25 protein-coding genes are annotated in these 26,062 nt (G+C 68.7%); 9 read left to right on the top strand and 16 right to left on the bottom strand.

Annotated features, from left to right (window positions below):
* Positions 1–4: 4 nt before the first annotated feature.
* Together QHF89_RS02705 and QHF89_RS02700 are read right to left on the bottom strand one after the other, a co-directional pair.
* The gene (locus QHF89_RS02705) at positions 5–712 is read right to left on the bottom strand and encodes an enoyl-CoA hydratase/isomerase family protein (RefSeq protein ID WP_136933887.1); all 708 of its coding nucleotides are present in this window, start codon (positions 710–712) and stop codon (positions 5–7) included.
* Positions 709–1,446 carry a hypothetical protein gene (locus QHF89_RS02700; RefSeq protein ID WP_136966187.1) on the bottom strand — a complete coding sequence of 246 codons (738 nt, stop codon included), beginning with the start codon at positions 1,444–1,446 and terminating at the stop codon, positions 709–711. Before QHF89_RS02700 ends, QHF89_RS02705 begins: the two co-directional genes overlap by 4 nt.
* Before the next feature lie 115 nt (positions 1,447–1,561).
* Here QHF89_RS02700 and QHF89_RS02695 point away from each other — a divergent pair, with 115 nt between their 5' ends.
* Positions 1,562–3,517: a TolB-like translocation protein gene (locus tag QHF89_RS02695; RefSeq protein ID WP_136966188.1), complete on the top strand. Its 1,956-nt coding sequence runs from the start codon at positions 1,562–1,564 to the stop codon at positions 3,515–3,517.
* Positions 3,518–3,520: 3 nt separating this feature from the next.
* Here the strand turns inward: QHF89_RS02695 and QHF89_RS02690 are convergent, their stop codons facing one another.
* Together QHF89_RS02690 and QHF89_RS02685 are read right to left on the bottom strand one after the other, a co-directional pair.
* The gene (locus QHF89_RS02690; protein ID WP_136966189.1) at positions 3,521–4,807 is read right to left on the bottom strand and encodes an FAD-dependent oxidoreductase; all 1,287 of its coding nucleotides are present in this window, start codon (positions 4,805–4,807) and stop codon (positions 3,521–3,523) included.
* Between the two features lie 13 nt (positions 4,808–4,820).
* A complete protein-coding gene (locus QHF89_RS02685) occupies positions 4,821–5,381 on the bottom strand; it encodes a 3'-5' exonuclease (RefSeq protein ID WP_136966190.1) in 561 nt (186 codons plus the stop codon).
* A 252-nt stretch (positions 5,382–5,633) separates the two neighbouring features.
* On the opposite strand from QHF89_RS02685, the gene QHF89_RS02680 reads away from it, so the two are divergent.
* Together QHF89_RS02680 and QHF89_RS02675 are read left to right on the top strand one after the other, a co-directional pair.
* Positions 5,634–6,914 carry a hypothetical protein gene (locus QHF89_RS02680; RefSeq protein ID WP_136966191.1) on the top strand — a complete coding sequence of 427 codons (1,281 nt, stop codon included), beginning with the start codon at positions 5,634–5,636 and terminating at the stop codon, positions 6,912–6,914.
* A gap of 28 nt (positions 6,915–6,942) precedes the next feature.
* On the top strand, positions 6,943–7,434 hold the full coding sequence (locus tag QHF89_RS02675; protein WP_136966192.1) for an LEA type 2 family protein: 492 nt from the start codon (positions 6,943–6,945) through the stop codon (positions 7,432–7,434).
* A 1-nt stretch (position 7,435) separates the two neighbouring features.
* On the opposite strand, the gene QHF89_RS02670 is transcribed toward QHF89_RS02675, so the two are convergent.
* Positions 7,436–9,364, bottom strand: a complete 1,929-nt coding sequence (locus QHF89_RS02670) for a hypothetical protein (RefSeq protein WP_136966193.1) — start codon at positions 9,362–9,364, stop codon at positions 7,436–7,438.
* A gap of 549 nt (positions 9,365–9,913) precedes the next feature.
* Between QHF89_RS02670 and QHF89_RS02665 the strand changes: the two genes are divergently transcribed.
* The gene (locus tag QHF89_RS02665; protein WP_136966194.1) at positions 9,914–10,411 is read left to right on the top strand and encodes a hypothetical protein; all 498 of its coding nucleotides are present in this window, start codon (positions 9,914–9,916) and stop codon (positions 10,409–10,411) included.
* 13 nt (positions 10,412–10,424) lie between these two features.
* Here the strand turns inward: QHF89_RS02665 and hrpA are convergent, their stop codons facing one another.
* Entirely contained in the window at positions 10,425–14,126 is a 3,702-nt protein-coding gene (hrpA, locus tag QHF89_RS02660) for an ATP-dependent RNA helicase HrpA (RefSeq protein WP_284719957.1), read from the bottom strand.
* Positions 14,127–14,187: 61 nt separating this feature from the next.
* Entirely contained in the window at positions 14,188–14,724 is a 537-nt protein-coding gene (locus QHF89_RS02655) for a hypothetical protein (protein ID WP_136966196.1), read from the bottom strand.
* A 125-nt stretch (positions 14,725–14,849) separates the two neighbouring features.
* Between QHF89_RS02655 and QHF89_RS02650 the strand changes: the two genes are divergently transcribed.
* The 4 genes from QHF89_RS02650 (at position 14,850) to QHF89_RS02635 (ending at position 19,029) form a co-directional block, all read left to right on the top strand.
* Positions 14,850–15,602 carry a M15 family metallopeptidase gene (locus QHF89_RS02650; RefSeq protein WP_136966197.1) on the top strand — a complete coding sequence of 251 codons (753 nt, stop codon included), beginning with the start codon at positions 14,850–14,852 and terminating at the stop codon, positions 15,600–15,602.
* A 123-nt stretch (positions 15,603–15,725) separates the two neighbouring features.
* Positions 15,726–16,658 (top strand): ribonuclease Z, encoded by a 933-nt coding sequence (gene rnz, locus QHF89_RS02645; protein WP_136966198.1) that lies wholly within the window; start codon positions 15,726–15,728, stop codon positions 16,656–16,658.
* 93 nt (positions 16,659–16,751) lie between these two features.
* The gene (locus QHF89_RS02640) at positions 16,752–17,849 is read left to right on the top strand and encodes a DUF4215 domain-containing protein (protein WP_284719956.1); all 1,098 of its coding nucleotides are present in this window, start codon (positions 16,752–16,754) and stop codon (positions 17,847–17,849) included.
* Positions 17,850–17,937: 88 nt separating this feature from the next.
* Positions 17,938–19,029 (top strand): DUF4215 domain-containing protein, encoded by a 1,092-nt coding sequence (locus QHF89_RS02635; protein WP_284719955.1) that lies wholly within the window; start codon positions 17,938–17,940, stop codon positions 19,027–19,029.
* A gap of 57 nt (positions 19,030–19,086) precedes the next feature.
* Here QHF89_RS02635 and QHF89_RS02630 read toward each other — a convergent pair whose 3' ends face one another.
* The 9 genes from QHF89_RS02630 to QHF89_RS02590 all read right to left on the bottom strand — a co-directional run bounded on the left by QHF89_RS02630 (position 19,087) and on the right by QHF89_RS02590 (position 25,087).
* Positions 19,087–19,326, bottom strand: coding sequence for a hypothetical protein (locus QHF89_RS02630; RefSeq protein WP_136966200.1), 240 nt, complete (start codon positions 19,324–19,326; stop codon positions 19,087–19,089).
* Entirely contained in the window at positions 19,323–19,967 is a 645-nt protein-coding gene (locus QHF89_RS02625; protein ID WP_136966201.1) for a hypothetical protein, read from the bottom strand. Before QHF89_RS02625 ends, QHF89_RS02630 begins: the two co-directional genes overlap by 4 nt.
* A gap of 111 nt (positions 19,968–20,078) precedes the next feature.
* A complete protein-coding gene (locus tag QHF89_RS02620; protein ID WP_136966202.1) occupies positions 20,079–21,413 on the bottom strand; it encodes a protein kinase domain-containing protein in 1,335 nt (444 codons plus the stop codon).
* A gap of 43 nt (positions 21,414–21,456) precedes the next feature.
* Positions 21,457–21,741 carry a hypothetical protein gene (locus QHF89_RS02615; protein WP_136966203.1) on the bottom strand — a complete coding sequence of 95 codons (285 nt, stop codon included), beginning with the start codon at positions 21,739–21,741 and terminating at the stop codon, positions 21,457–21,459.
* 100 nt (positions 21,742–21,841) lie between these two features.
* The gene (locus QHF89_RS02610) at positions 21,842–22,711 is read right to left on the bottom strand and encodes a hypothetical protein (protein WP_136966204.1); all 870 of its coding nucleotides are present in this window, start codon (positions 22,709–22,711) and stop codon (positions 21,842–21,844) included.
* 140 nt (positions 22,712–22,851) lie between these two features.
* Positions 22,852–23,328, bottom strand: a complete 477-nt coding sequence (dps, locus tag QHF89_RS02605) for a DNA starvation/stationary phase protection protein Dps (RefSeq protein ID WP_136933907.1) — start codon at positions 23,326–23,328, stop codon at positions 22,852–22,854.
* 103 nt (positions 23,329–23,431) lie between these two features.
* Positions 23,432–23,974, bottom strand: coding sequence for a carboxymuconolactone decarboxylase family protein (locus tag QHF89_RS02600; protein ID WP_136933908.1), 543 nt, complete (start codon positions 23,972–23,974; stop codon positions 23,432–23,434).
* Positions 23,975–23,978: 4 nt separating this feature from the next.
* Positions 23,979–24,518, bottom strand: coding sequence for a peroxiredoxin (locus tag QHF89_RS02595; RefSeq protein WP_136933909.1), 540 nt, complete (start codon positions 24,516–24,518; stop codon positions 23,979–23,981).
* Positions 24,519–24,637: 119 nt separating this feature from the next.
* Positions 24,638–25,087 carry a Fur family transcriptional regulator gene (locus QHF89_RS02590; protein WP_170229662.1) on the bottom strand — a complete coding sequence of 150 codons (450 nt, stop codon included), beginning with the start codon at positions 25,085–25,087 and terminating at the stop codon, positions 24,638–24,640.
* 274 nt (positions 25,088–25,361) lie between these two features.
* Here QHF89_RS02590 and QHF89_RS02585 point away from each other — a divergent pair, with 274 nt between their 5' ends.
* The gene (locus QHF89_RS02585) at positions 25,362–26,060 is read left to right on the top strand and encodes a hypothetical protein (RefSeq protein WP_136966206.1); all 699 of its coding nucleotides are present in this window, start codon (positions 25,362–25,364) and stop codon (positions 26,058–26,060) included.
* Positions 26,061–26,062: the final 2 nt, after the last annotated feature.

Raw genomic sequence — 26,062 nt, 5'->3', positions numbered from 1 at the left:
GTGCTCAGCGCTTGAGCGCGGACAGGACCTTCATGCGCACGACGTCGGAGGTCCAGGAGGCGAGCCTCTCGTCGACAGCGCGTGCGTGATCGGCCTCAGGGTAGAGGTCGTCCGCCGTGCCGCGCAGGTCTCGCTTGGTCTGCGCATACACCTCCGCGGGATGCTTCGCGAGCGCCGCATGGCGAGCGAGGCCGACCTCGTACGGGTCGTCGGCGACCTCGTCGACGAGACCGAGGCGCCGGGCCTTCTCGGGATCGAAGAGGCCCGCGCCGAGGAGAACTTCGTCGATGTGCTGGGGCGGGAGGCGACGCCGCAGGATCGAAAGGATGCGCGGCGGCAATCGAAGGCCGAGCGCGGTCTCGTTGAGGCCAATCTTCGCGGTCGGCTTGCTCGTCGCGATACGCACGTCGCAACAAGCGACGAGCACCGAGCCGCCCGCAATCGCGTGACCGTTGACGACGGCGATCGTCGGCCCCGGGTACAAATACAGCGTCGTCATGCATTGCTCGAGCAGGCGCAGGAAGGCGACCATGCCGCCTGTGTCGAGCGAGAGGACCTCCTTCAAATCGAGCCCCGCCGAGAACGCGTCGCCCTCGCCCGTGAGGAGGACGGGCGCACCCGCGGCCTTGTCGAGGCCTTCGAGGACGTGGCGCATCATGACGCTCGAAAGCGCGTTTTTCCCTGGTCCCGACAGCTTGAGGATCTCGGTCATCGTGTCTTCCTTTGCGAGGGCCGCGTCGTGTTCGCCTTGCCGGCCTTTGCGCGTGACGCTTTTTTCGCCCCGTCGTTCTTCTTCACCGCGACCGTCTTCACGCTGCGCTCCGGGCGCGCCGGCCGCGCCGCGCGCGTGGGCTCCGCGCCGTGGTCCGGCGGCGAAGGACGCGTGGCTTTCGGCTTCGGCGCGGGTTTCGGCGGCGCCGGCTTTGGCGGCGGCGCGAGCTTCGCGACGAGTCCCTTGTAGTAATCAATGACGATCCGCGTCTTTTCGCCCGGCTCGCAGAAGCGCCCGCGCTCGGGATCGCCATACCCCTGGTAACCCGAGAGCCAACGCTCGGTCCTCGCGCTGCCGGTCTTGGCCTTGCAGAACTCCATGTTGGCAGCGATGATCCCGCCCATGCGGCGGAGGTTCGTCGCGCCGTCGAGCAGCGAGTCTTTCACGCGCTGGCAGGCCTCGCTCGGCGCGTTCACCGGATCGGCGTCCTCGCGGCAGGCGCCCGCGAATCGGGCGCGCACCTGCCCGAGGCCGTAATCCTCCCCGTCCGCCGAGACGAGCGAGGGCCGCCACTGCGTCTCGAAATGCACGATCGCCACGGCGACGAGCGGGTCGAAGCCACGCGCCGCCGCGACCTCGGCGAGGACACGGGCATAACGATCCGCCTCGGCCTTCGGCATCCCCGGCCTCGAAAGGAGCATACCTGCGACGAGGACGGCGATGGGTCGAATCAAGGCTCTTCCTTCCGCTGTGACAGGGTCCTGAGGTGAGTGGCACACGCGCGGAGGAAGGGCCAAGAACGTTGCAACGCTCTCCCCGCGTGCTCTGGATCTCGTGTATCCTCGCTGCATGCGACCTCGCCCTCGACACGCTTTTTTCTTCGCCCTCGGCCTCGCCGTCCTCGGCGCGGTCGCCTCCGCTTGCTCCGATACGCAGGGGACCGGCACCGGACCCGGCGGCGCGAACGAGGACGCGGGGGCAGACGCGCCCGCGGCCGTCACGCTCCGCATCGATCCGCCCGAGACCACCCTCACGCTCGACCTCTCGGGCACGGCCCCCGCCCTCCCGCACCGCGCCTATGCAAAACGCGAAGGCGAGGACGAGGTCGATGTCACGAGCGAAGTCGAATGGTTCGTGGGAAACCCCGCGCTCGCCGATGTCGTCGGCGGCAACGTCTCCGTGAAAGGGCTCGGCGGCAAATCGAAGGTCTTCGCGACGTATGACGGCGTGACGGCCGAGGCGTCGCTCACGCTGACGCTCCGCGGCGACGTCTTCCTTCCGGGCACGGACGCTTCGACGAAGGCCTCGTTCGACGCTGCCACGGCCGATCCGGATCCCGCGAATGCCCCGGCCCTTGAATACCCCGAGGACGGCGTCGTGCTGCCGGCGAACCTGCCGCCCATCGAGGCGCAATGGACGCCGGGCGGCGATAGCAACGTCTATCGCCTCCGCGTCACGAGTCCCGACATCCTCGACATCACGCTGTTCACGACCGGGCGGGAACTCGCGTTCCCCGCCGACGTGTGGACAAAGGTCGCGCAGTCGAGCCCGGACGTGGCCGTGAGCCTCTCGGTCGACGGGCTCGGGCCGAATGCCATGGTCCGCGCGGGCAGCCCGCGTTCGCTCACCGTCGCCTCCGACGGGATCGACGAGAGCGCCATTTACGTGTGGCAATCGTCGACGGGCAGCTTCCGCGTGCTCGACATCATCAAGGGCACGGACGTGCCGCTGCCGACGAACAGCCCCGCGCTCTCGTCCGGGCAGCCCTGCTCCGGCTGCCACCGCATCTCACGCGACGGCAAGCGCTTCGCCTATAGCTTCGACGGCGGCAACTTCAATTTCGGCGCGCTCGCCTATGACAATGCACAGAAGCTTTATGCCTCCACCATCTCGCCGAGCCCCGCCGTCCGCGGGACGTACGCCGCGTTCAATCCGCTCGAAGACAATACGCGGCCTGCGATGATCTACACGTCGCCGGACAACGTCCCGCAAAACACGCCGGGCACGGTACGCCTCCTGCTCGTCGATCCCGATACGAACCAGCCCATCGCGAACAACCTCGTCGAGGCGATCGGGGAGCTTCCGACGGCCGTGGGCCACGCGACCCTGATGCCGGACTGGTCGCCGGGCGGTGATTTCGTCGTGTTCACCGCGTACGACAACAACTCCAATTACGTGCGGCTCCTCGGCGACGACACGGTGCTCGGCTCGATCGTCGAGATGTCCGTGAAATACATGGCCGATGGTTCGTTCCAGTTCGGCACGCCCAAGGTGCTCGTGGCCGCGCCCCCGGCCGCGGGGACGAACCCGGATACGGGCGAGAACAACGTGCTGCCGAGCATTTCGCCCGACGGCACGGCGATCTCGTTCACGCGGGCCGACGGGTGGTGGTCGATCAAGACGCAACAATCGCTGATCAACCTCTCGGGCCGCATCGCGGTCGTGCGGCGGAGCGACGGGACCGTGCTCGAGCTCGGCCGGGGCGCGCCGAACGGCCCGGAGAAGGTCTGGAGCAGCACGTGGTCGCAATGGGCGCCGTCGGTCGGGAAGAAATGGGTCTGGCTCGCCTACGCGTCGGAGCGGCCGTACGGGCACAGGTTGACCCCGCAGAACACCCCCGCGTGCGGGCTCGTCCAGGGGCAGAGGCAATGCAAGCAGCTCTGGATCACCGCGCTCGATCGGGAAAAGCTCGCGGCGGGGACACAGGACCCGAGCCAGCCGGCGTTCTGGATCCCCGGCCAGAGCATCACGGCGCAATACGTCAGCCCGCAGTGGACGGTGGCCGTGATCGACGCGCCGAAGTGATCGTCAGGCGGCGGGGCCGAGCCGAGGGACGGGATCGGGCGCCGGCAAGAGGATCGGCGCGTCGATCCCGATTCCTTGGGCGATCCCGCACATGCTGCGCACCATCAGGCGGCGCAGGAAGGGCAAGGCCGTGGCGAGGGGAAACCCGAGGTCGCGCAGCCAGCCGAGCGGCGCGAGGTCACTCTGGAAAAACGGGGTGAGCCAGCGCGTGACGAACTGGTAATAATCGAGGTGGGAGCGGCGGGCGCGCGAATACGCATCGAGCGCGATGGGCAAGGACTCGTGCGCCGCGAGCGCCTCCGCGAGGACCATCGCATCCCATAACGCGAGGTTCGCCCCCTGGCCGAGCTGCGGGCTCATCGCGTGCGCCGCGTCGCCGAGGTAGACGACGCGGTCGTCGTTCCACGGATACATCGAGACGTCGTGATAACGCGCGAAGAGGACCTCCTCGGCGGAGTCGATCTGATCGAGCACCGGCGCGGCGGACGGCGCGAGCGCGCGGACCTCGCTTTTCCACGCGTCGAGCCCGGCTTCACGCCAGGCGTCGAGGCCCGCGACGGGAAGGCTATAAAAGAGGCTGACCTTGTCCGTGGCCGGCCCCTCCCCCGGGCCGAACCCCGTCGGCAAGAGGCCTACCATGTGCTCGGTCCCGCGCACGACCTGCGCGAGCGCGCCCCGGAACGCGCCGCCGGGATCCTCCCCGACAAACCACAACGCGCCCCACGGATAGGGGCGAATGCGCTTGCCTATCGTGGTGTCGTCGCGGAGCTGCGAGCGCGCCCCGTCGGCAACGACGCACACGGCGTGTGGCCCGAGGCGCTCCCCCTCGGGCGTGACGAAATACAAGCCGCGGCCTCTTCCGGCATTCTCCAGGTTCTCGACGCTCACGCCGAGGCGCAAGTTCACGTTCGCCGCGCGCACGGCGCGAAAGAGGTGCTCGAAGAGGACGCCGCGATGGAGGCCATACCCGACGTGATCGCCGGGGATGTCGCCATAACGAAGGTCGAAGAGCTGCCTTCCACCGGCGGTACGGCAGATCATGCGGGTGATGGGCGTGCAGCGGGCGAGCACGGCTTCCCGCAGGCCGAGCACGCCGAGGACGGCTTGCCCCGTGGGCTGGAGCATGACGCCCGCGCCGACGGGGCCCGGGTCGGGCACGCGCTCGTAGACCGTGACCCGATGCCCCGCCCGCGAGAGAAAAAGGGCTGCGGCGCTCCCCGCGGTGCCGCAGCCGATGATGCCGACGTCGATGGGTTTCATGCGCCCGCGCAGCGCGGAAGAGAATGCCATGCCGCGGCGCGTGTCAAGCGCGTTCTTTTCCTCCGCCGAGCACGTACGGCAGGATCCGCGCGATGTTTCGCGCGTCGTCGATGCCGCGGTGGTGCGTGCCCTGAAACGAGAGGCCGAGCTTGCGGAGCGCCTGGCCGACGCCGATCTCGCGGCCGTCGTTGTGCTTCCGCGCGAAGGCCGCCTTGAGGTTCCAGTGGTCCTTGCCGAGCGGGAGGCGAATGCCGTGGCGACGCGCGTCTCGCTCGAACTGATTGCGATCGTAGTTGCCCCACGAGCAGAAGAGCGCGGCGTCGCGGCCGAGGAATTCGCGGAGTTTTGCCATGGTCGCAGGGAAGCGGGGCGCGGCGTCGACGTCGGCCTGCGTGATGGTCGTGAGCTTCGTGCAGAACGGCGTGAGGCGCGGGTGGCGGATCGGTCGCACGAACGTCTGCATTTCGCGCACGGTCTTCAAGGTCTCGGCCTCGACGAGCACGGCGCCGATCTCGATGATCTCGGTCTCCTCGCGGGGGATGGATCCGTCCTCGGAGCAGGTCGCTTCGAGGTCGATGACGAGGTAATGGCTGGGGGAAGGCATCGGTGTCTCCTGTTCTCTTTTTGCGCAGTTTGACGGAGACCCCTGCGGATGCGCCCGGACACGATCCCGGACATCGGGTACGCTGCCCGAGAGGGGGCCGGCCCAATCCACCCCGGCGCCCCGGGTCCGACGCATCATGAAACGCGACCTCGCTCCCGCTCTCCTCGCCCTCTGGGGCGTCGCCCTCGCGTGCCTCGCCGTGCTCGACGCCGCCGATTACGAGGCGCTCTGGGCCTCCTTCGGGTGGCGTTGATGCGCATCTCGCTATGGGATCTGCAGGACCTGCTGGCCGCGAGTCCCTTCGGCCCGATCGCGCTCGTGGCGTTCTGCGTCTCCCTGGTCACCTCGCTCGCGCTCTTCGTGGCAGCGCTCTTCGCGCTGCGAAGCGGGCCCACGAAGACCACGCGGGTGCTCCTGGGCCTCACCTTCGGGACGTTCGCGCTCGGCGCCTTCGCCGTGTCGCGTGTCCTCGCGAATGCGCATGCCGCGATCGTCGATCCCACGCTGCCGCTTGAAAAGATGGGGCTGGCGTGGGGAGAATCTTTCACCGAGATTCACGCGACGTGGGTCGTCTTCGGCCTCGCGCTCGTGCCGATTGCGGGGTTCTCGGGCGCGGCCCTCGCTCTGCTCGCGCGACGCGCGGGCGCGCGGAGGCCCTTCATCCTCGCGGCGGCCCTCGCCTGCGCGCTCGGCGTCGCGACAGGCGTGGGCGTTTCGTACCACTTCCACGCGACGAACGTGCCGCTTGGGTTGTTCTGCGGCACCGTCGAGGATCGGAACAAATGCCTCCTCGACGTAGAGCAGGACGGGCGAGACGTGTCGTCGATCGCTCGCGTGGTCCTCCTCGCGCTGGCGACGCTGGGCAGCGGGCTTCTCGTCGTCGTTTCGCGGCGCAACCCAAAGCAGCCGGACGCGCGGGACCCCGAAGGGATGTTGTCGCTCGGCGCCGCGGTCTTCGCATTCGGGCTCGCAGGATGGACGGGAGCGCGTGGAATGGCCCACGATGCTCGCCATCCGCTGCCGCTTCCGGCAGGTCACGACGGATATTGCTCCGAAGGGACCCTTCCACCGACCATCTCGCTTCCCTCCGCCGGGTTGTGTGACGAGAGCAACGATGCGCCCGAAGTGGCCATCGACGACGGGGGGATCCGGATCGACGGCGTGCGCACGACGGATGTCGCGGGGCTCCTGGTTGTCCTGGAGAACAAGCGCGAGCTGTATCGTCTGGTCCAGCAGAAGGAGCTCGTGGATCCGACCGTCGTGATCGCGTCCCCCGCGGATACGCCCATGGCGTCCCTCGTGCCCATTCTCGCGGCGGTGCAGAACGATTACCGGGGGCGCGTGGCGATCCTCGGCGCCCACCCCGAGCGTCGGGTCACCACAGCGACGCTCGGCGAGGTGAGGCTGCGGCGTCGCTGCTGCTGGAGCAAGCTGCGGATGGCGCCGGACGGCGCACCTCTTTCGACCTACGCGACCTGGGGCGACGTGGCGCGGGCGGCAAGCGAGGGAGCTTTTTTCCGCCTGGATCCGTGAACCTGATCTATCCTCGCCCCGGCAAACGATGACGAAGCTCCACAGCCGCCTGCTCCTCGTCACGGCCCTCGCCCTCAGCTCCGCGGGGTGCGCCACAGAAAAACCCACATTGCGGCTGCATCATGCCGAGCTGCGCTCCGCGTCGCTGCGGGGGATCGGGCTCGACGTGTACATGACGGTCGACAACCCGAACTCGTTCGACATCGAGATCCGCAATGTGCGGGTGACGGTGACCTTCGCGGAAAAGTACGCGCTGCCGTCGATCGATTACAGCCCGAACCAGTGGCTCGCCGCGGGCCAATCGACGATCGTGCGCGTGCCGGTGGCCATCCCCTTCACACTGGTGCCCGGCGTGGTCGACGAGGCGCGGAGGGCGCCGACGTTGCGGTACACGGTGAAAGGGAGCGCGGACGTGACGGCGATCCGGGCGCTCGGGGTGGAGAGGGACAATTATCCGATCGACGAGGCGGGGGCGCTCGGGCGGGATGCGTTGCTGGCGGCGGCGGGGATTTCGCTTTGAGTCACCGCATCCGAAACGCATCCGCCAGCGTGCGCGCGTCGAGCCGCCCCTCGGCCGTGATGTAGGCGAGCTGCTTGCGGAGAGGATCCAGCGATGGATCGAGGTTCCCCCGCGTCGCCTCGACGAGCGCCGCCACGACCTCGAAGCCCGCGGGCCGCTGGGCGTAGAGGCCGAGCACGTTGCGCGCGTGGTAATCGAGCATCGCCGCTTCCCACGTCGGGTCCAGGCCCGCCGCGCGCGCCTCCTCGCGTAATGCGGTGAGCGTCTCGCCCGCCTCGCGTTGCCCTTCCCATAATCGGAAGGCCAAGCCGCGGAAGACACGATAGGCGCGGACGAACCGCTGCACGGTCGGAGAGGCGTTCGGCGGCGCTTCGAGGTCGAAATTCGTGGCCCAGGGCCTCAGGTGGTCGTGCGCGTGGAAAACCTCGTGCATCACCTCGACCTGATCGCGCGGGGACAACGTCGCCGTGGCCTCGATGGCGCGGAGACGTGTCTCGGGGAAAAGCACGAGCGCCCCGAGCGCATTCACGCGCCCCCAGCTCTCCCGCGGCGAGCGCAACGTGAGGTCGAGGACGACGTCGCCGCCGCCCTTCAAAAAGAGGAGGACCCAGCTCCGGCCCGCATATTCGGTCTCGATGCGCTTGGCGATCCGCGCGCCTTCCTCGCTCGACCAGCGCATCGTGGCGAGCGCCTTTTCGCCCGCCTCCCGGGCCTGTTTGCCCGTGGCCACGGCCGCATGCGCGAGGCGCCGCTCGCCCGCGAGGGTGAAATCCGTGCCGGCGACCTCGCCGAGCGCGGTGAGGCAAGCAAAACTCATGAGTCGATCGGCGTCGTCGGCCTGCGGGCTCTTCGCGAGGTCCAGGGCCACGCGCAAAAGGAACGCCTCCCGTTCGAGGCGCTGCGGACGCGGCGTGGGAAAGGGTTCGAACGAGACGCTTTGCTCCACCTCGATCGTCGGCGGGCTGAGCGAGGCCATCCGGAGGAAATAAGCACAATGGCGCGCGCCCTCGGCGGCGAAGCTCGGGTCTTCGAGGACGTCGCCCGCCTCGCCCGGTTGTTTCACGGCGCGCACGGCATAAAGCGGGAGCGTGCCGGGGTAGGCGTCCGCATTCGGCGGAAACCCGGCGGCGAGGGAGGGGCGTGAGGGGGCCGCGTCCGTGGGCTCGGCCGAGGCTGGGGGGGCCGCCTCTTTGCCGGCTCCGCCGCCCCCGCCGGGAGCGGTAGGAATCGGCGGGGCGAGGCCGTGCACGCGGGCGTAGACCTCGACGAGCTCGTCGGGCGCGATGCGGCTGCCGCCCGGGGCCGCGGGCGTGCCGGCCATGAGGTCGTGCTCCTCTTTGCCACGGATCGCAATGGGCGCGAGGTGCGCGACGCCGTCAGTCATGGGCTTTCCATAAAACCGCAAGGCGACCTCGGCGGGCCTGCCGACGTCGAATACGGACGCGACGACGAGCTGCGCGACCTGCTCGCAGGACCCGCCGCCGTCGAGGAGCGCATCGGCCATGCGGCCGCCGGGCTGCCCGTAGTATTTGATGTCCTCGTAGGCCCAGGGCACGGCGAGCGTGACGGGGTCGCCCTCGCGGAGGGCTTCACGCAGCCGGGAGAGGCGATCTTCGTATCGGACGAGGGCCTCGGCCACGTCGAGCTCCTCGCCGGCTTCCTCGGCGTCGATGCGATTGGCTTCGAGGAGGAAGCGGCCGAGCGCGAGGCGGCCTTTTTTGCGGTCGATGCGCGCGGCCTCGACGAGCGCCCGGCGGGCCTCGCGCGTGCGCTCCTGCCGCGCGAGGGCCTCGGCGGTGGAGGTGATGGGCGAGGTCGCGGGCGAGGCGATCGTCCGGGGCGCCTCCCGCATACGCGGGGCGCCGAAGCCGAGGAAAAGGCCGTGGCCGAGGACCGAGACGATCACGGTGGCCAAGGCGCGGCGGGACATCCGACGGGTAGAGTAGCCGGACGGGGCGGGAAGTTCCCAGCGACCCTCCCCCACCCCCCTCACGACCCTCCTCCAAGAGGGTCGCTCCCCTCCCCGAGAGGCTCACGCCCGTCTCCCCAAGATGTCCGGACAAATCCGGACAAATCCGGACAAATTCCTGGCCATGTCCGGTCCCCGTCAGCGCCCTGCCGCCACCCTCCTCCCGACGATACCGACCCTCCCGCGGGTAGGTACGACCCTCCTCGGAGACACGCAAACCCCTCCCCGACCTCACGTCACCCTCCCCCGACAGACATTCGAAATCATTCACAAATACGGCTTCGTCCCCCTTCCCGCCCGGAGCCCACCGGAGCCCATCAGGGTCCCCCTCCTCGTCACGAAAGACGCCCCCGTCGCGGCGTGAAAAACGACCCTCTCCGCCACCGTCTCACCCCTCCTCCAACCCTGGCATACCTATTGCCACTCAATCCCTCGACCGCGACGCAATCCGCGTCGAGGCCTCATTCGAAGACCCATCACCCTTCCCACAAGGAAGAGGAGACCCTCCTCATGAGTGATCCCAAGCATCCCAAGGTCGGCGACCGCACCATGGACCTCAGCGATATCGAGCTCGTCGACATCACGCCCGACCACGTCGCCCACTTGAGCAAGCTCCGCGATGGGCACGCGGGGGCCATCGCGGCCCTGCTCCTTTCAGACCCGGCGGCGCGGCAACGGGCCGGCCTGAGCGAGGTCGAGGTCGCGGAGCTCGGCGCGCTCTGGCAGGACTGCCAGCGAATCGAGGAGGTGCTCCCGGCCGTCGAGAAGCTCCTGGAGCTGCTCCACGAGACGCGGCTCGTGCGGGCGCACGAGATCGCCTATCGCCTCGGCGAGATGGCGCATCAGGTGCGGCGTCGGGCCGAGAGGTCCGCGAAGGGCGCCGAGGTGGCCGCGCCGTTCGAGGCGCTGCTCGAGTACCACTTCGCGACGGGGCAAAAGGCCGCGGCCGCGCGCGAGAAAAACAAGAAGGAGGCCGAGGCGCCGGCGTCGACGAACACGCCGGCCTGATCCCCCGCCCCCCTTAGCCCGATAACACCCGCCAGAACTCCGAGAGCCGCTGTGGCGACACCGTCACAGCGGTTTTTAGCTCCGGAGCAAAAAGCGACACGCGGAACTCCTCGATGAGCCATCGGTACGTGTCGAGGTCCTCCCCCGGGACACCCCGCCCACGCAGGCCCTCGTGGTGGTCGAGGTAGTTTTTCCAGAACGGTAAGACCTGCTCGGCCTTCGATTGGTCCTTTTGCGGGCCATTCGGCATGCGTTCGAGCCGGATCTGCACGGCACGAAGATATCGCGGCAAATGCGCGAGGCGCTCCACCCGCTCGCGCAGGAACATGCCCGGCGGGATCAGGTGGTCGAGCTGCAATCGGACTTCCGCGAGGGCTACGCGGGGCGCGCCGGGTTTGCCGGAGAGCGCGCGGAGCGCCTGTTCCGCGCGGGAGAGCTCGGCTCCGATTTCCTGCGCGAGCTTGCCGAGGCGGGAGATGCTCGCGGCGAGCTCGATTTTGCCGGCGTCGAGGCGCGCGAGGAAGTCTTTGCGCGTGCGCGGGAAGCGGCCGGCGTCGTTCAAGCCAAAGGCGTCGTCGAGCGCCCGGAGCACGATTTGCCGGCGCAACGGGACGCCGCCCGCGCCCGCGCGTTCGGCGAGCGCGCCCGTGGCGACGGCCGCCGAGACCTGGTGCTCCATCTTGTTCATCGGCATGCTCATTTGCAGGAGAAAGAGCCGCCGCAAACCGCCGCGTGTCGCAACATCTGCCGCCTCGCGCGAGGCGAGCACGCGCAGGGCCACCGACATGTCCGTGTCGACGAGCGCCGGATACCCCGCGAGCTTGCGCCCCGCGACCTCGATACGGACCTCCTCAGGCAAGGTCTCGAAGCTCCACGAGGTGAGGCCCTCGCGTTCGAGCGTGGCCTTCGACGCGCCCGCCCAGGCATCCCGCGCGCGTTTCGCGAATCGCTCCTTGAGCGCCGCGAGGTCCCGCCCCTCGCCCACGACGCGGCCCTCTTCGTCGAGGACACGGAAATAGAATCGCAAAAAGGGCGGGAGCTCGTCCGGGCGGAGCGCGTCCATCGGCACGCGCACGCCCGTGCGTTCCTGGATCGATCGGGCGAGGGCTTCGAGCATCGGGCCCTCGAAGGGGCGATGGCGCCGCGCGAGCTCGGCCGCGAGCTCTTTCACGCCGCCGACCGATTTGCGGACGGCCTTGGGCATCGCGTCGAGCAGCCATTCGATCTTTTCGCCGTGCCAGCCGGGAAGGGTCCATTCGAGCACGGCCGGATCCGCCTGCGGGAGGAGCGCGAGGGGCAAGGTGATCGTGACGCCGTCGTCGTCCTCGCCCGGGTCGAAGCGGTACGTGAGCGGCAATTTGGTGCCGTAGAGCGAGAGGGTGTCAGGGAATCGCTCGGGCGTGAGCTCGTCCGCCTCGCCCTGGAGGACGTCCGCGAGCGAGAGCTCGAGCAGGCGCGGGTTCTCCGCCTCGGCCTCCTTGCGCCAGGCCTCGAACGTCTTGCCGCTGTAAATGCCCTCGGGGACGCGCTCCTCGAAGAAGAGGGTGAGGGCATGGTCGTCGGCGAGCATGTCGCTCTTGCGCGCCTTGTCCCGCAGCCGCTTGACCTCGTCGAAGAGCTTTTTGTTGTGCTCCATGAAGCGCGCCTTCGTCGCGTATTCCTGCCGGACGAGGGCATGCGTGAGGAAGATCTTGCGCGAGGCCGCAGGGTCGAGCGGGCCATAATGGACCTTCCGGTCCCGGACGATCGGCAGGCCGTAGAGCGAGATCTGCTCGCGCGCCATGACCTGCGCGGGTTTCTCCTCCCAGTGCGGGTCGCTGTGGTGCTTGCGGCAGAGCGATCCGCCGGCCTCTTCGAGCCAGCCGGGGTCGACGCGCGCCGCGGTGCGGGCGAAGAGCTGCGAGGTCTCGACGAGCTCGGCCGCCATGATCCACGCCGGCGGCTTTTTCGATAAGCCGCTCGACGGATGGAGCTGGAATCGCGTTTGTCGGGCCCCGACATACGCCTTGGCCTCCTGGCTCCACATGCCGATCTTGCTGAGCAGCGCCGGGACGATGGCGCGGTGCACGGCGTCGCCGCCGTCGCCCTGCGTGCCCTCCACGCGGAAGCCCATCTCCCGCACGATCTGGGAGATCTGCTGGTGGATGTCGCTCCACTCGCGCATGCGGAGGTGGGAGAGGAAGTTGTCGCGGCACCATTTGCGGAGCTGGTTTTTCGAGAGGCGCGCCTCGGCCTGCTTGTAGGCGTGCCAGAGCTTGACGAGGGCCGCGAAATCGCTCTGCTCGTCGCGAAACTTGCGGTGCGCCTCGTCCGCCTGCTTTTGCACGGCGAGTGGGCGCTCGCGCGGGTCCTGGATGCCGAGCGCCGACGCCACGACGAGGACCTCGCGGAGCGCGCCCTCCGCCTCGCCGCCGAGGACCATACGGCCGAGGCGCGGATCGAGGGGGAGCCGCGAGAGCTTTTTGCCGATGTCCGTGAGCTCGCCCGCCTCGTCGATGGCGCCGAGCTCTTCGAGGACCCGATACCCTTCGTCCACGGCGCGGCGCGGGGGCGGGTCGAGGAAGGGGAAATCGCGGATGTCGCCGATGCCCAGCGATTTCATCTGCAAGATGGCGCCCGCGAGGCCGACGCGTAACACCTCGGGATCGGTGTAGGCCGGGCGCAGCTCGAAGTCGCGCTCTTCGTACAGGCGGAAGCAGACGCCGCTGCGGATGCGGCCCGCGCGGCCCTTGCGTTGCTCGGCGCTGGCGCGCGAGATGGGCTCGATCTGGAGCGCCGTGACGCCCGAACGCGCATGGTACCGATTGACGCGGGCGAGGCCGGCGTCGATGACGTAAACGATGCCGGGGATCGTGAGCGAGGTCTCGGCCACGTTCGTCGCGAGGACGATACGCCGCTGCGGCAAGGGGGTGAAGACGCGTTGCTGCTCGGATTGCGGGAGCCTGCCGTAGAGCGGCAGGACGACGGTGTGCGGCAGGCCGTGCGAATGCAGCTCATCCATCGTCTCGTGGATTTCGCGCTCACCGGGCAAAAAGACGAGGATGTCCTCGCGGGGGTCGAGCTCGGTGATCTCCTCGATGGTATTGCCGACCGTCTCGGCGAGTTCCGTCTCTTCCTTGCGAGGCGGCCGATGGATGACCTCGACCGGGTGCGTGCGGCCCGAGACCTGGATGACGGGCGCGCCGTCGAAGAACGCCGAGAATCGCTCGGTTTCGAGCGTCGCGGAGCTGACGACGACACGCAGGTCCTTGCGGCGGGGCAGGATGCGCTTGAGGTAGCCGAGGAGGAAATCGATGTTGAGCGTGCGCTCGTGGGCCTCGTCGACGATGAGCGTGTCGTAGGCGCGGAGGAGCGGGTCGCTCTGGATTTCGGCGAGCAAGATGCCGTCCGTCATGAAGCGGACGTACGTCGATGGGCTCGTCCGGTCGGCGAAACGAATCTTGTAGCCGACCTCCTTGCCGAGGTCGACGCCGAGCTCCTTGGCCACGCGGGCCGCGACGCTCGTGGCCGCAATACGCCGCGGCTGCGTGACGCCGATCCGCGCATGGAGGCCACGGCCCATGGCGAGCGCGATCTTGGGGAGCTGCGTGGTCTTGCCCGAGCCAGTCTCGCCCGCGATGATCACGGCGGGGTGGTCGTTCATCGCCTGCGCGATGTCGCGCACGCGCGCAGAGATGGGCAGCTCTTCGGGGAACTCGATGGGCGATCGGCTCACGGCGGCCGAGGGATAGCATCCCGGCAAGGGCCGCGCTTGTGCTCCGATGACATCCGGTTCCCTACATCCGCGCCTTGCGCACGCGCGTCTTTACCTCGGCGCCGAGCCAATCGAGGAATCCGGCGTCCCAGGGCGCGCCGTCCGGATATCGCGCGCCGATCGCCTCGGCGAGCTCGAGGTCCCAGCGGCCGAAGAGCGCCGTGAGCCGATCGTGGATCTTGCGGCCGCCCGGGACCCGCGGATCGCCCTCCGCTTCCGCTGCGGCGAAGGCCTCGTCGCAAAGGTAATAATTGCAGGTGGCGCTCCTGCGATCGGGCGGGAGGACGCAGCCGGCCTCGCCGAGGTAGCCACATCGCTCGGGGAAGGGCCCGCTCGGCGGGGCGCGTCGAATGGAGAGGCCACGCGTTTGCGGGACGAGGCGGCCTTCGTGGATTTCGGCCAGCAAGAAATCACGGCCGCCGAGCGATACGATGCGGCCGATGTCGGCCCAGGCCACGGCCGGCGGGGCTTCGCAGCAGCCCGCGCGCCCATGCGGGCAACGCGCGCAGAGCGGCGAAAGGAGGAGCGTGTGAACGCCGGCGAGTTCGAGCCGAATCATGCGCCACGACTGGATACCAGGGCGCGCGCCCCCCGTCCACGCGGGTACGAATCGGACGGGATATGTCCGAAGTGGGGCCTCCGTGGAGCTCGCTCGTTATTTCTTTCTGGTAGTCTCGTGCTCCCGTGCTCGATCCCCGCGACGACCGCCGCGCCCTGCGTCGCGCCCTGCCCGGGCACGTGGCGCTCGGGCTCGTGTTCGCGCTGGCGGTCGCGGCGGCGGCGCACGCGTCGAGCGCGCCCGAGGTGCCGCTGGAAGGAATTTCCTGCAACGTGCAAAAGCCGCTGCCGTTCCTGGTACGCAGCAACTATGCGCTGCAGGACGGGATGGCCACCGAGGAGCGCAAAGCCCGCATCGACCTGCAGACGCGGGCGCTCCGATTCCGGACGGAGCGGTATGGAAGGGCCTTTGGCACGGCGCCGCTCGAATGGAACGAGCACGTGGCCGCCGACAACATCGAGCAGGTGCGCTTCCTCGGCCTGCCCGTGCAGGTGAACCGACGGATCGTGCCGGCCTTGCGCTGCGTGGAGCAGGCGATCTCGATGCGCTGCAGCCATACCCCCTACGAGCCGAAGCGCCTGCTCGGCGTGCGCGGCAAGAACACGTTCCACAACGGCGAGGTCTCGAACCACCTCTATGGGATCGCGATCGACATCGATCCCGAGCGGAACCCCTGTTGCCGCTGCGTGGAGCCTTTCCCGGATCACCCGGCGTGCCGCAAGCGGGAGGCGACCGCGTACGAGCGCGCCGAACTCCCGCGCTGCTGGATCGAGACCTTCGAGCGATACGGCTTCTACTGGCTCGGGCACGACCGGCTCGAGGACACGATGCACTTCGAGTTCCTCGGCGACCCAGACCGGATCACGTCCACGCCGTAACACTGAAACGCAGGATGGCAGGGGCCCGCGCGCGTGGTACGTTCGTCCGGTCGGTCCGGCGACAAACCATCCGTTCGATGGGGGATGCGCGCGGACGATCCGAACGACGGCCCCGAAACCCCCATGTCGAGCCTCCGCCTCACCTTCCTCGGAACCTCTGCCGCGGCCCCGACCGCGTACAGGAACCTGTCCGGCCTCTTCGTCAAGCGCGAAGGGCAGAGCTTCCTCTTCGACTGCGGCGAGGGCACCCAGCGGCAGATGATCCGCTACGGCACGGGCTTCGCGCTCGACGCCGTGTTTTTCACCCATTTCCACGCCGACCATTACCTCGGCATCATCGGCTTTTTGCGGACGCTCGGCATGCTCGGCCGCACCGAGCCGCTCGCGCTCATCGGCCCCCGGAACGCCGCGACGTTCCTGCCGAAGGTGATCTGCCTCGGCGCCGAGGAAGCGCCCCTGCCCGTGACAATCGCCGAGGCCGAGCCGGGCGACGTGGTCTTCCGCGGGGAGGGGTATCGCATCGAGGCGTTCGCGACCGATCACCGCATTGCCTCCGTGGGCTACACGCTCATCGAGGATCCACGGCCCGGCCGGTTCGACGCGGCCGCAGCGCGCGCAGCCGGCGTGCCCGAGGGGCCGCTCTTCGGCAAGCTGCAGCGCGGCGAAGCGGTGCGGCTGCGGGACGGGCGTACGATCACGCCCCGCGAGGTGATGGGCCCCCCGCGGCCCGGGCGGCGGATCGTGATATCGGGCGATACGCGGCCTTGCGAGGGCACGACACGCGCGGCGGAAGGGGCCGACGTGCTGGTGCACGAGGCGACGTTTGGTGATCAGGAGCAGGCGCGCGCGCGGGACACGCGGCACGCGACCGCCCGGGAGGCGGCGATCGTGGCGCGCGACGCGGGCGCGCGGCGGCTCGTGCTCACGCACTTGTCGACACGATACGATCGGGATCCGGACATTCTGCTCGGCCAGGCGCGCGAGGAGCTCGGGGAGCGGACGCCCGTGATGGTGGCCGAGGACGGCGACGGGATCGACCTGCCCCTGCACGATTGACGCGCCGGATAAGGAGGGCCGGCCGCGCTTGACGTTGCCGGCGATCCGGCCGAACATGGCGCCCCTTTTGTCGCGTTTTCCCCGGGAGTCGTCATGAAAAACAAGAGCTACGCGGGACTGTGCCTGGCCCTCACGCTCTTCGCCGCCTGCTCGCTCGTCAACGCGCCCGATCCCGTGAAGGGCAGCGGCGAGGGCGGCGAGGGCGGCGAGGGCGGGACCGGCGGCGGGGTCCCGTCGCCCTGTGGAAACGGCGTGTATCAGACCGGCGAGGAATGCGACGACGGCAACGACATCGAGACCGACAGTTGCCTCTCCACCTGCAAGAAGCCCACATGCGGCGACGGGTTCGTCTGGGAAGGCGTCGAGGGCTGCGACGACGGCAACATGGTCGAAGACGACGGCTGCACGAATGCCTGCAAGCTCTCCACCTGCGGCGACGGTACGATCCAGGAAGGCGAGGATTGCGACGACAGCAACATGGACGACACCGACAACTGCACGTCGGCGTGCAAGGTCGCGACCTGCGGGGACGGCTTCGTCCATGCGGGGATCGAGGCCTGCGACGACGGGAACAAGGACGACACGGACGCATGCCTCCAAGGCTGCATCGCCGCGGCGTGTGGCGACGGGTTCGTCCAGGTCGGCGTCGAGGAATGCGACGACAGCAACCAGTCGGACGCCGACGGGTGCGTCGGGGGCTGCAAGAATGCGATCTGCGGCGACGGGTACGAGCGGGTCGGCGTGGAGGAGTGCGACGACGGCAACCTGCTCGGCGGCGACGGCTGCGGGCCCGGCTGCACGAAGGACAACCTCCTGCCGCAATGCATGAACTACGCGGTGCTGAGCGAGGCGGAGCGAAACGTCAATTTCAATGACGGTGACGGCGGTGTCGAGCTCTGCGACAGCGATACGCTCGGGGAGGGCTGGTACCGGTTCATGGGCGCCGCGGGCACACAGATGCCGACGTTCCCACCCCCCGACTATGCCTGCGGCACCGACGCGCCCGGCTGGGTCCAGGGTTCCTACCCGATGACCCAGGGCGAGGTCGTGAACGCCACGGTATGCTTCAACTGGTCGGGCAACACGTGCCAGTGGTCCTCCTCGATCCAGATCGCGCATTGCGGAGGGTATTACGTCTTCTACCTGCCGCTGACGCCGGTTTGCTCCCTCCGGTACTGCGGTGCGAACTGAGCTCGCCCGATCCCGCGTCCGCTTGACGTTGCCGGCAATCCGGCCGAACATGGGTGGTATCTTTGCTGGATCTTGCCCGGGAGATGCCATGACCGCCTTTCGCCACGCTGGGATATTTCTCGCCGTCACGCTCTTCGCTGCCTGCTCCCTCGTCAACGCGCCCGATCCCGTGAAAGGGAAAGGTGAGGGCGGCGAGGGCGGCGAGGGTGGTACGGGCGGCGGCGGACCGCCCTCGCCCTGTGGAAACGGCGTGTATCAGACCGGCGAGGAATGCGACGACGGCAACGACGTCGAGACCGATAGCTGCCTCTCCACCTGCAAGAAGCCCACATGCGGCGACGGGTTCGTCTGGGAAGGCGTCGAGGGCTGCGACGACGGCAACATGGTCGAAGACGACGGCTGCACGAATGCCTGCAAGCTCTCCACTTGCGGCGACGGCACGATCCAGGAAGGCGAGGATTGCGACGACAGCAACATGGACGACACCGACAGCTGCACGTCGGCGTGCAAGGTCGCGACCTGCGGTGACGGCTTCGTCCACGCGGGGATCGAGGCGTGCGACGACGGGAACCTGGACGACACGGACGCGTGCCTGCAAGGCTGCATCGCCGCGAAATGCGGCGACGGGATCGTCCAGGTCGGCGTCGAGGAATGCGACGACATGAACATGTCGGACACCGACGGGTGCGTCGGGACCTGCAAGAACGCGGTCTGCGGCGACGGCTTCGAGCAATCCGGCGTGGAGGAGTGCGACGACGGCAACCTCCTCGGCGGCGACGGCTGCGGGCCGGGCTGCGCGTTCGACAACCTCCTGCCGCAGTGCATGAACTACATCGTGCTCGACACGCCCGACCGGAACGTCGGATACGTCGACATGAGCACGCGGGACTGCGACTCGACCATGAACGGGAGCTGGTATCGCTTCATGGGCGCCGCGGGCACACAGATGGCCACCTCGCCGCCCGCCGAGAACGTCTGCGCGACGCACGCGCCAGGCTGGCTCCAGGGAGCCTACCCGCAGGCCCAGGGCCAGGTGGTGAACGCGACCGCGTGCTTCAACTGGTCCGGAAACCCCTGCAACTGGTCGTCGGCGATCCAGATCGCCCATTGCGGGAGTTATTACGTGTTCCAGCTCCCGGCGCCGCCGACCTGCTCGCTACGTTATTGCGGGACGAACTGACATGAAAAAGGGGCCGGTTCTCCCGGCCCCTTCGCGCAGACAGCGACGCGCCCTGCCTCAATCCTGGTCCGAGATTTCCTTGTCGAGCGTGTCGAGCTCCGACTTGTAGTTCGCCTCGCTGATGTCCTTCTCGGCCTGGTCGTCGTAATCGGCCGCGGTCGGGATGTCCTTGTCGTCGAGGACCACCGGGGCCGCGGCGGCGCCGCCCGTCGTCCCGCCGCCCTGGGGCTTCGGCTCTTCACAGGCGAGGGCGAGCAAAGGCAACGCGAGGAGCGCGAGCACGATCGAGCGATTCATTTCTCACCTGCCTTCTCCGCGGGCTTGCCGTCTGCGCCCTTCGCGCCCGTGGCCTTCGCGTCGTAGTTCGTCATCCACTTCTCGTGGCGCGCATTCTCCTTGTCGAGGAGCTTCTGCACGCGCTCGGTCGCCTCGGTGTCCTTCGCCTCCTCGGCGAGGTCCTTCACGCGCTCGAGGCGCGCGAGGCGGCGCGCGTGCCGCTCGAGCTCCTGCTTCATGGCGACGGCCATCGGCTGGCCCTTCAGCGCGGCCGAGACCTTCTTCTTGAGCGCGTCGCGCTCGTCCTTGGACTTCGTCTTGCGCGCTTCCTTCTTGGCCTTGCGCTTCTCGTCCCTGGCCTTTTGGTCCGCCTCGGACGCGGCCGGGGCCGCGGACGCGTCGGCGCCCGCGTCTTTGTCGGCCTTGTCGTCGGGTTTGCCCTTGTCGTCGGGTTTGCCCTTGTCGTCCGGCCTGCCCTTGTCCTCGGGCCCCTTGCCCCCGTGTTCGCCGGCCTTCGGGTTCGGCCTCTCCGGGCCTTTGCCCCTGTCCACCGCGGGGGCAGGGATCGGCTCCCGGGGCAGGTCCGCAGACGCCACGCCCGTCACGCCGAGCAAGCCGCCCAGCACGAGGGCCACAGCGCCCTTCTTCCACAAAGCGTTCATCGTAGATCTCCCTTCGCGCGCCGCCCCCCACCGAGGGGTACCCACGGCGCTCGTCGATCTGCTCGAAGCGGGTGGACTTTATCGCGGATGGGTCGGCGCGGGCAAATCCAATCACGAATTCGTGAGGCCGCGCCCACGCGTGCCACGAATCGACAAGGAGCCGGGCGCCCCCTCGATCGCGTATTGCTCTTCGAGCAGGTGCGCCGTCGCGTCGTCGATGCGCACGGGCGGCTCGTTCGCGTCGGCGCGCGGGCGTTCGAGGGAGCGCGTGCCGCGCTCGATCACAGAGGCCGATAACCCCGCCCCCGGCGGCAAAGCCCCGCCGGTCACGAGCGACAATCGAACCCCGGTCACTTGTTTTACCAGGTCGAGCGCCGCGTCGGCCGCGCGCAAGAGGCCGTCGGCGCATTCCCCTTCGAATACGGCGGCCACGCCACGACCGAGCAAGGGAATGACCACCCCACCATGCTGTTCGGCGATGCGCTGAAAGAGGGCGCGCGTCCGGCCCACGTTGCTCGACAAGGGCAATCGGCCGAAGATCACGCCGACGAGGTGATCGTCGCTCGGAACGAGGGCCGGCGGCAGCGTGATGTCCGCCGGAGGCGCCGCGCCTTCGAGAACCACGCGCTCGATCGCCGCGAGGGCGTGGGCCATCTCGCGGGCCGAGGAAAACCGCGCGTCGGGGTCACGCGCGAGCGCCCGCGTGACGAGGGCGTCGAGCGCTGGCGGCGCGTCCGGCCACACATCCGAGAGGCGCGGCGGCGCCTGCAGGACGATCTTGGCGAGGACGGAGAAGGCATCCTCGCCCGCGAAAGGTTTTTTGCCGGAGAGCAGCTCGTACAGGAGCACGCCGAGAGAAAACAGGTCCGAGCGGGGGCCGATCTCGGTGTCGCCCCGGGCTTGCTCGGGGGACATGTAAAAAGGCGTGCCGAGCGCGACGCCGTCGACGTTCTCGGAGGCGCTGTCGTGCGCGACGCCGAGGTCGAGGAGTTTCACCAGGAAGGGCGCGCCTTCGCCCGGTTCCGCGAGGAAGAGGTTTCCCGGCTTGACGTCGCGGTGGACGATGCCCGCCTCGTGCAACGCGAAGAGCCCGAGCGCCGCCTGGCGCGTGATCCGGAGGGCATCGGCCGTGCCGAGGCGCGCGCCCGAGGCGCGCATGCGGTGCGCGAGGTCCTCGCCTTCGAGCCATTCGAGCGCGAGGTAGGGGCGATCCTCCGCGTCGATGCCGGTGTCGACGTACCCCACGACGTGCTCGCTCGTGATACGCGCCGAGAGCCGCGCCTCGCGCTGGAATCGCTCGCGGGTGATCGGGTCGACGGCGAGGTGCTCGTGCAGGCGCTTGATCGCCACAGGCACGCGGCGCTCCTGGTCGAAGCCCCGAATGACCTCCGCCGTCGCGCCAATGCCGACGCGCTCGGCGAGCGTAAATCGATCCGCGCTCCCCATCACCCGCGCCCCAATGCGACCGTTCCCCCCCCGCCCATACTCCTCAGTGCCAGGCCGACGCGGTCCGGACCGCCTGGCCCGTCCGGTCGTGCTCGGCCAGAAGCTCCGTCGAGCGCGCACGGCAGCCGCTGCACGAAGGGAACGTCGAGCCGTGCAGGCAACGCAGCATCACCGCCTCGCCCGTCTGCATCTCTTCGGGTTCGAGGTGGCGGCCACACGCAATGCAATGGATGTGGTGCGTGTGCGTGTGCGTCTGCGTCTGTGCCGCGGGCCGCGGCGGCGCGAGGGCCTTGCGCTCGCGCTTCGTCAATCGCTTTTCTCGCTTCATCGCTCGTGTTCCCTGGCCGGGCCGTTCGAGGCCCTCGTCGGGTCATACGAGGTTCGGCGCACGCGGGCAAGGGCTTGTTTTGTGCGCCGCGTCTCGGGCCCTAGGGCGCGCCCGTCGGTCCATGGCTGCCCCACTCTTCGTGGAGCGAGAGCGCGCCGAACGTGCGCCGTACGCCGCTCCCGGGCCCGCGCTCGTCCTCCTCGTCGCGCGCCTCCTTCCCGCCGCCCGCGCCCTTGCTGCGAAGCGCCTTCGGTCCGCCGCGGGCGATCGGGACGACGACCGCAGCGCGCCGCGAGCGCGTCTTGCGCCCCGCGCGGCGGGTCCCGCGGAGGCGGCGCATGCCGGCCAAAAAGCCGAGGTACACGCCGAGGAACGTCGCGCCGGCCCACGCCGCGAGCGCGCCGAACGCGAACCCCGCGGCCTTCACGCCCGCGTCGCCGCGCCCGAGATTCGCCATGCTTTCCAGGGATCCGCGCATCCCGGCCACGTCCTCCATCGGCCTGCGCAGCGCGGCGAGCTTGCCCATCGGATCGTCGAGCTTCGCGACCTTGCCCATCACGCCGTCGAGCGCCGCGACCTCTTTCATGGGCTCACGCAGCAAGGCCACGTCCTCCATGGGCTTTTCCAGCCGCGTGAGGCCTTGTTCCATGCTGCCCATCCGCGCTTCGAGGCGCGCCATCCCCGCGCCGAGCCGATCCATCACGGGGCCGAGCGCGGCGACGTCTTTCATCGGCGCTTCGAGGCCGGAGAGCCGCTCCATGGGCCGGCCGAGCGCGTCGAGCTCTCCGGCCATTCGCTCCATGTTCGAATTCGACCGTCCGAGGACATCGGAGGCCTCGTTCATGGTTTTCGTGGTTTCCTGGATGGCGCGCGTGTTCGTCTCGATCATCGATGCCACGCCGCAGCCCGTGATCGCAGGCGCGAGCAGGGTGACCAGGACGACGAGCGTGCTCCTTCCCGACGAGCTCATGCATGGAAGCATCGATTGGGAGACGCTGCGCGTCAACGCATTCGCGCGGTGCGCAAGGACAGATTATGTCCTAGGTTCGAGACGGGGCGATCGGGGGCGAGAGGCGGGAGGAAACGGAGGCGCCGGGATTCCTTTTGTGCTCAGCCTTCCAGGCTCGCGAGCAGGAACCAGGTGTGTTTGTCGAACGTCGTGATGATGTTCGTGAGCAGGTCGGACGTGTCGGCGTCGCGGTTCTCGTCGGAGATCACGCGCGAGGCGTGCAAGCCCTGGATGTAAAGGGCGAAGCGCTCGGCGAGGTGGCGCACGTGGTCGAGGCCACGCGTTGTCTCCTGCGGATACTCGGGCAGCCGCGAAGAGGCCGCGACGTGGCGCGCCGTGCCGACGGCGAGGCCCCCGAGCGTGACGGCGCGCTCGGCGATCTCGTCGTTGAAGGCCGCAAGCTCGGTCGCGAACGTCTCGAAGAGCGGATGCAGGGCGGCGAAATGCGGGCCCTTGATGTTCCAGTGCGCGACCTTGATCTGGCTGTGCAAATCGAGGCCGTCGGCGAGGCGCTCGTTCAGCGTCTTGACGATGGCGACGCGGGCAGACTCGGGCAAATGGCTAGAACTCGCGTACATGAGGAGCTCCTATCGAAATCCGAGATGTTCGTCCTTCTGGAACACGGCGCCCCGCCGCGCGGGGGGCAGCGCAGCGAGGCGCCGTGTCCGAAGGTTTGGGAGGTTAAACCGCCCCGGCGGTGATCTCCAGCGCGACCGTCGCCGCCTGGATCGTCGCGGCGATGCGCACGGCGTCGTGCACGTGGTCCTCGCCGAGACCGCCCGCGAGGACGGCCACCTCGTGCGACTTCACGCACGCCTCGCAGCCGTTCATGGCGCTCACGGCGAGGCTCATGAGCTCGAAATCGGCCTTCGACGTCTTCGGCTGGCCGATGCGGTTCATGCGGAGCTTCGGCGAGCGCTGCGAATACGTCTCCTTTCCGATCATGTGCCGGAACCGGTAATACACATTGTTCATCGCCATCAAGGTCGCCGCCGCATAGGCGTCGTCGATGACGGCGTCGGCGTGCTCGAGCTCCGCGCGCGCCTGCTCGATGAACGCCTCGCGGAGCGGCACGCAACGCGCGTTTGCCGCCGCCGCGATGGCGATCCCGAGCCGCTGCGCCCGCGTGAGGGACGAGTCACCCTCGAGCACCGATTGCAGGTTCAGCTTCGTGTCCCGCGCGGCGTCGGGCAACTTCGCGCGGATGGCCTCGAGCGCGCTCATGGCTTCAACCCGCCTCCAGCGTCGGCTGGCCCTTCACCCAGTTGCAGGGGCAAAGCTCGTCGGTCTGGAGCGCGTCGAGGACACGAAGGACCTCGTCGACGCTGCGGCCGACGGAGAGATCGTTCACGCCGACGTGCCGGATGATGCCGTTCGGGTCGACGATGAACGTCGCGCGGAGCGCCACGCCCTCCTGCGGGTGCAGGACGCCGAGGGCCTGCGAGAGCTCACGCTTCGTGTCGGCGACCATCGTGAACGGCAGGTCGCGCAGGTCCGGGTGCTGCTTGCGCCACGCGAGGTGCACGTATTCCGTGTCGGTGCTGATGCCGAGGACCTCGCAATCGCGATCCTTGAAGTCACGATAACGCTTGCCGAAGCCGGCGATCTCGGTCGGGCAGATGAAGGTGAAGTCCATCGGCCAGAAAAAGAGCACGGCCCACTTGCCCTGGAGGTTCTCGCTCTTGATGTCGTGGAACTCCTTGCCCTGCTCGAGGCTCACGACGCCCTTCAGGTTGAACGAAGGCAACTTCTGCGAAACGGTCAACATGTATCTCTCTCCTTGGTTCTCTCTATCGAATCCAGAATCCGTTTTGTACTCTGTCCAGCTCTGGACCTCGTCTAAATATTCGGCGCAAAAAAGCCGCCATGCTCGGGCACGCGGACGCGTCAGGAGGTGCGAACCTTCTTGAGCTTGCCGCGCAGCACGACCTGGTATTCGTGCACGTCGAAGCCTTCGAGCGCGTCCACATTCGAGACGGCGAGCGCGCTCCACGGGACGTCGTGAATGGCGCCCGTCTCCTCGTCGATGAAATGATGGTGAGGTTCGAGGTTCGGATCGAACACCACCTTGCCCTCCGCGAGGACGTGGGCCCGAAGCAGGCCCTTGTCCACGAAGAGGTTCAAGGTGTTGTAGACCGTCGCCCGCGACACCATCGGCAGCGCCCGCTGGACCTTCGCGAAGACCTGGTCGGCCGACGGGTGCTCGTCGGTCCGCAAGACGTACTGCGCGATGGCCAGGCGCTGCGCCGAGGGGAGCACGCCGTGCCGTTCGAGGAGCTCTGCCTCGTTCCGCACGGTGCTCGCCGGGATCGGCTTGGCTGGCTTCGTCGGCCTCACGGGGATTAGACTGTGTCTAAACCGAGACCCTGTCAAGAACGGCGAACGATTTTCTCGCAAGGCCACGGTCGAGAGCGGCGCGTGAGCAGGGTTCGCGCGTGCAGGCAGCCCGAGCGCGCGCGGCGGCCACCCGGCGCAGACGAGGGCACGCCCGCCCGTCCGGACGAACCATTCCGGCACGCCGCATGCGAGAAAACGAGGGGGTTCGTGGGGGCCGGCCGGGCATCGCCCAGGCAACGGCCCTCAGGCGTGAAGAAACACGGGAGACGTACGCATGGACAACAAGGACATTGGCAATACGACGAGCACCCGGCCGCCCGAGTTCGACCGGCAAGAGCGCGAGCGTTCGATGCAGGTCGTGACGGCCGGCTCGCTCGTGGAGGCCCTCGGCGGCGTGGCCGCCGTCGTGCTCTCGGTCCTCGGTCTGGCGGGGATCGCCCGGCAAACGATGATCGCCGTCGCCATCATCGCGATCGGCGCCTCGCTCCTCTTCGCAGGCGGCGCGCTGGCCTCGCGCTACTCGCAGTTCGCCTCGCGCGTGAGCGGGCAGCGCGTCGACGAGGTGGAGTTCGGTGGAGGCGTCGGCGTAGAGTTCCTCACGGGCGCCGCAGGCGTGGTGATGGGCGTGCTCATCCTGCTCGGCATCGCCCCGCTCACGCTGTCGGCCGTGTCCGTCGTGGCGTTCGGCGGCGGTCTGCTCTTGTCGACGGGCGCGACGAGCGCGGTGAACCAGCTCGGCGAGGCGTTCCCCTACGATCGGCGCGTGCGGATGGCGCGCGAGGCCGTGCAAGGCGCGGCCGGCGTGCAGGCGCTCGTGGGGATCGGCGCCGCGATCCTCGGCATCCTCGCGCTGCTCGGGATCCAGCCGTACACGCTGCTGCTGGTGGCGCTGCTCGGTCTCGGCGGCGGCGTCTTGATCTCGGCGTCGGCCGTGAGCGGGCGGATGCTGGTCGGGATGCGTGGGTTCCGCTGAGC

The organism is Polyangium sorediatum (assembly GCF_029946465.1).
Classification (GTDB): Bacteria; Myxococcota_A; Polyangia; order Polyangiales; family Polyangiaceae; genus Polyangium; species Polyangium fumosum.
This window is presented reverse-complemented; position numbering and strand designations above follow the sequence as displayed.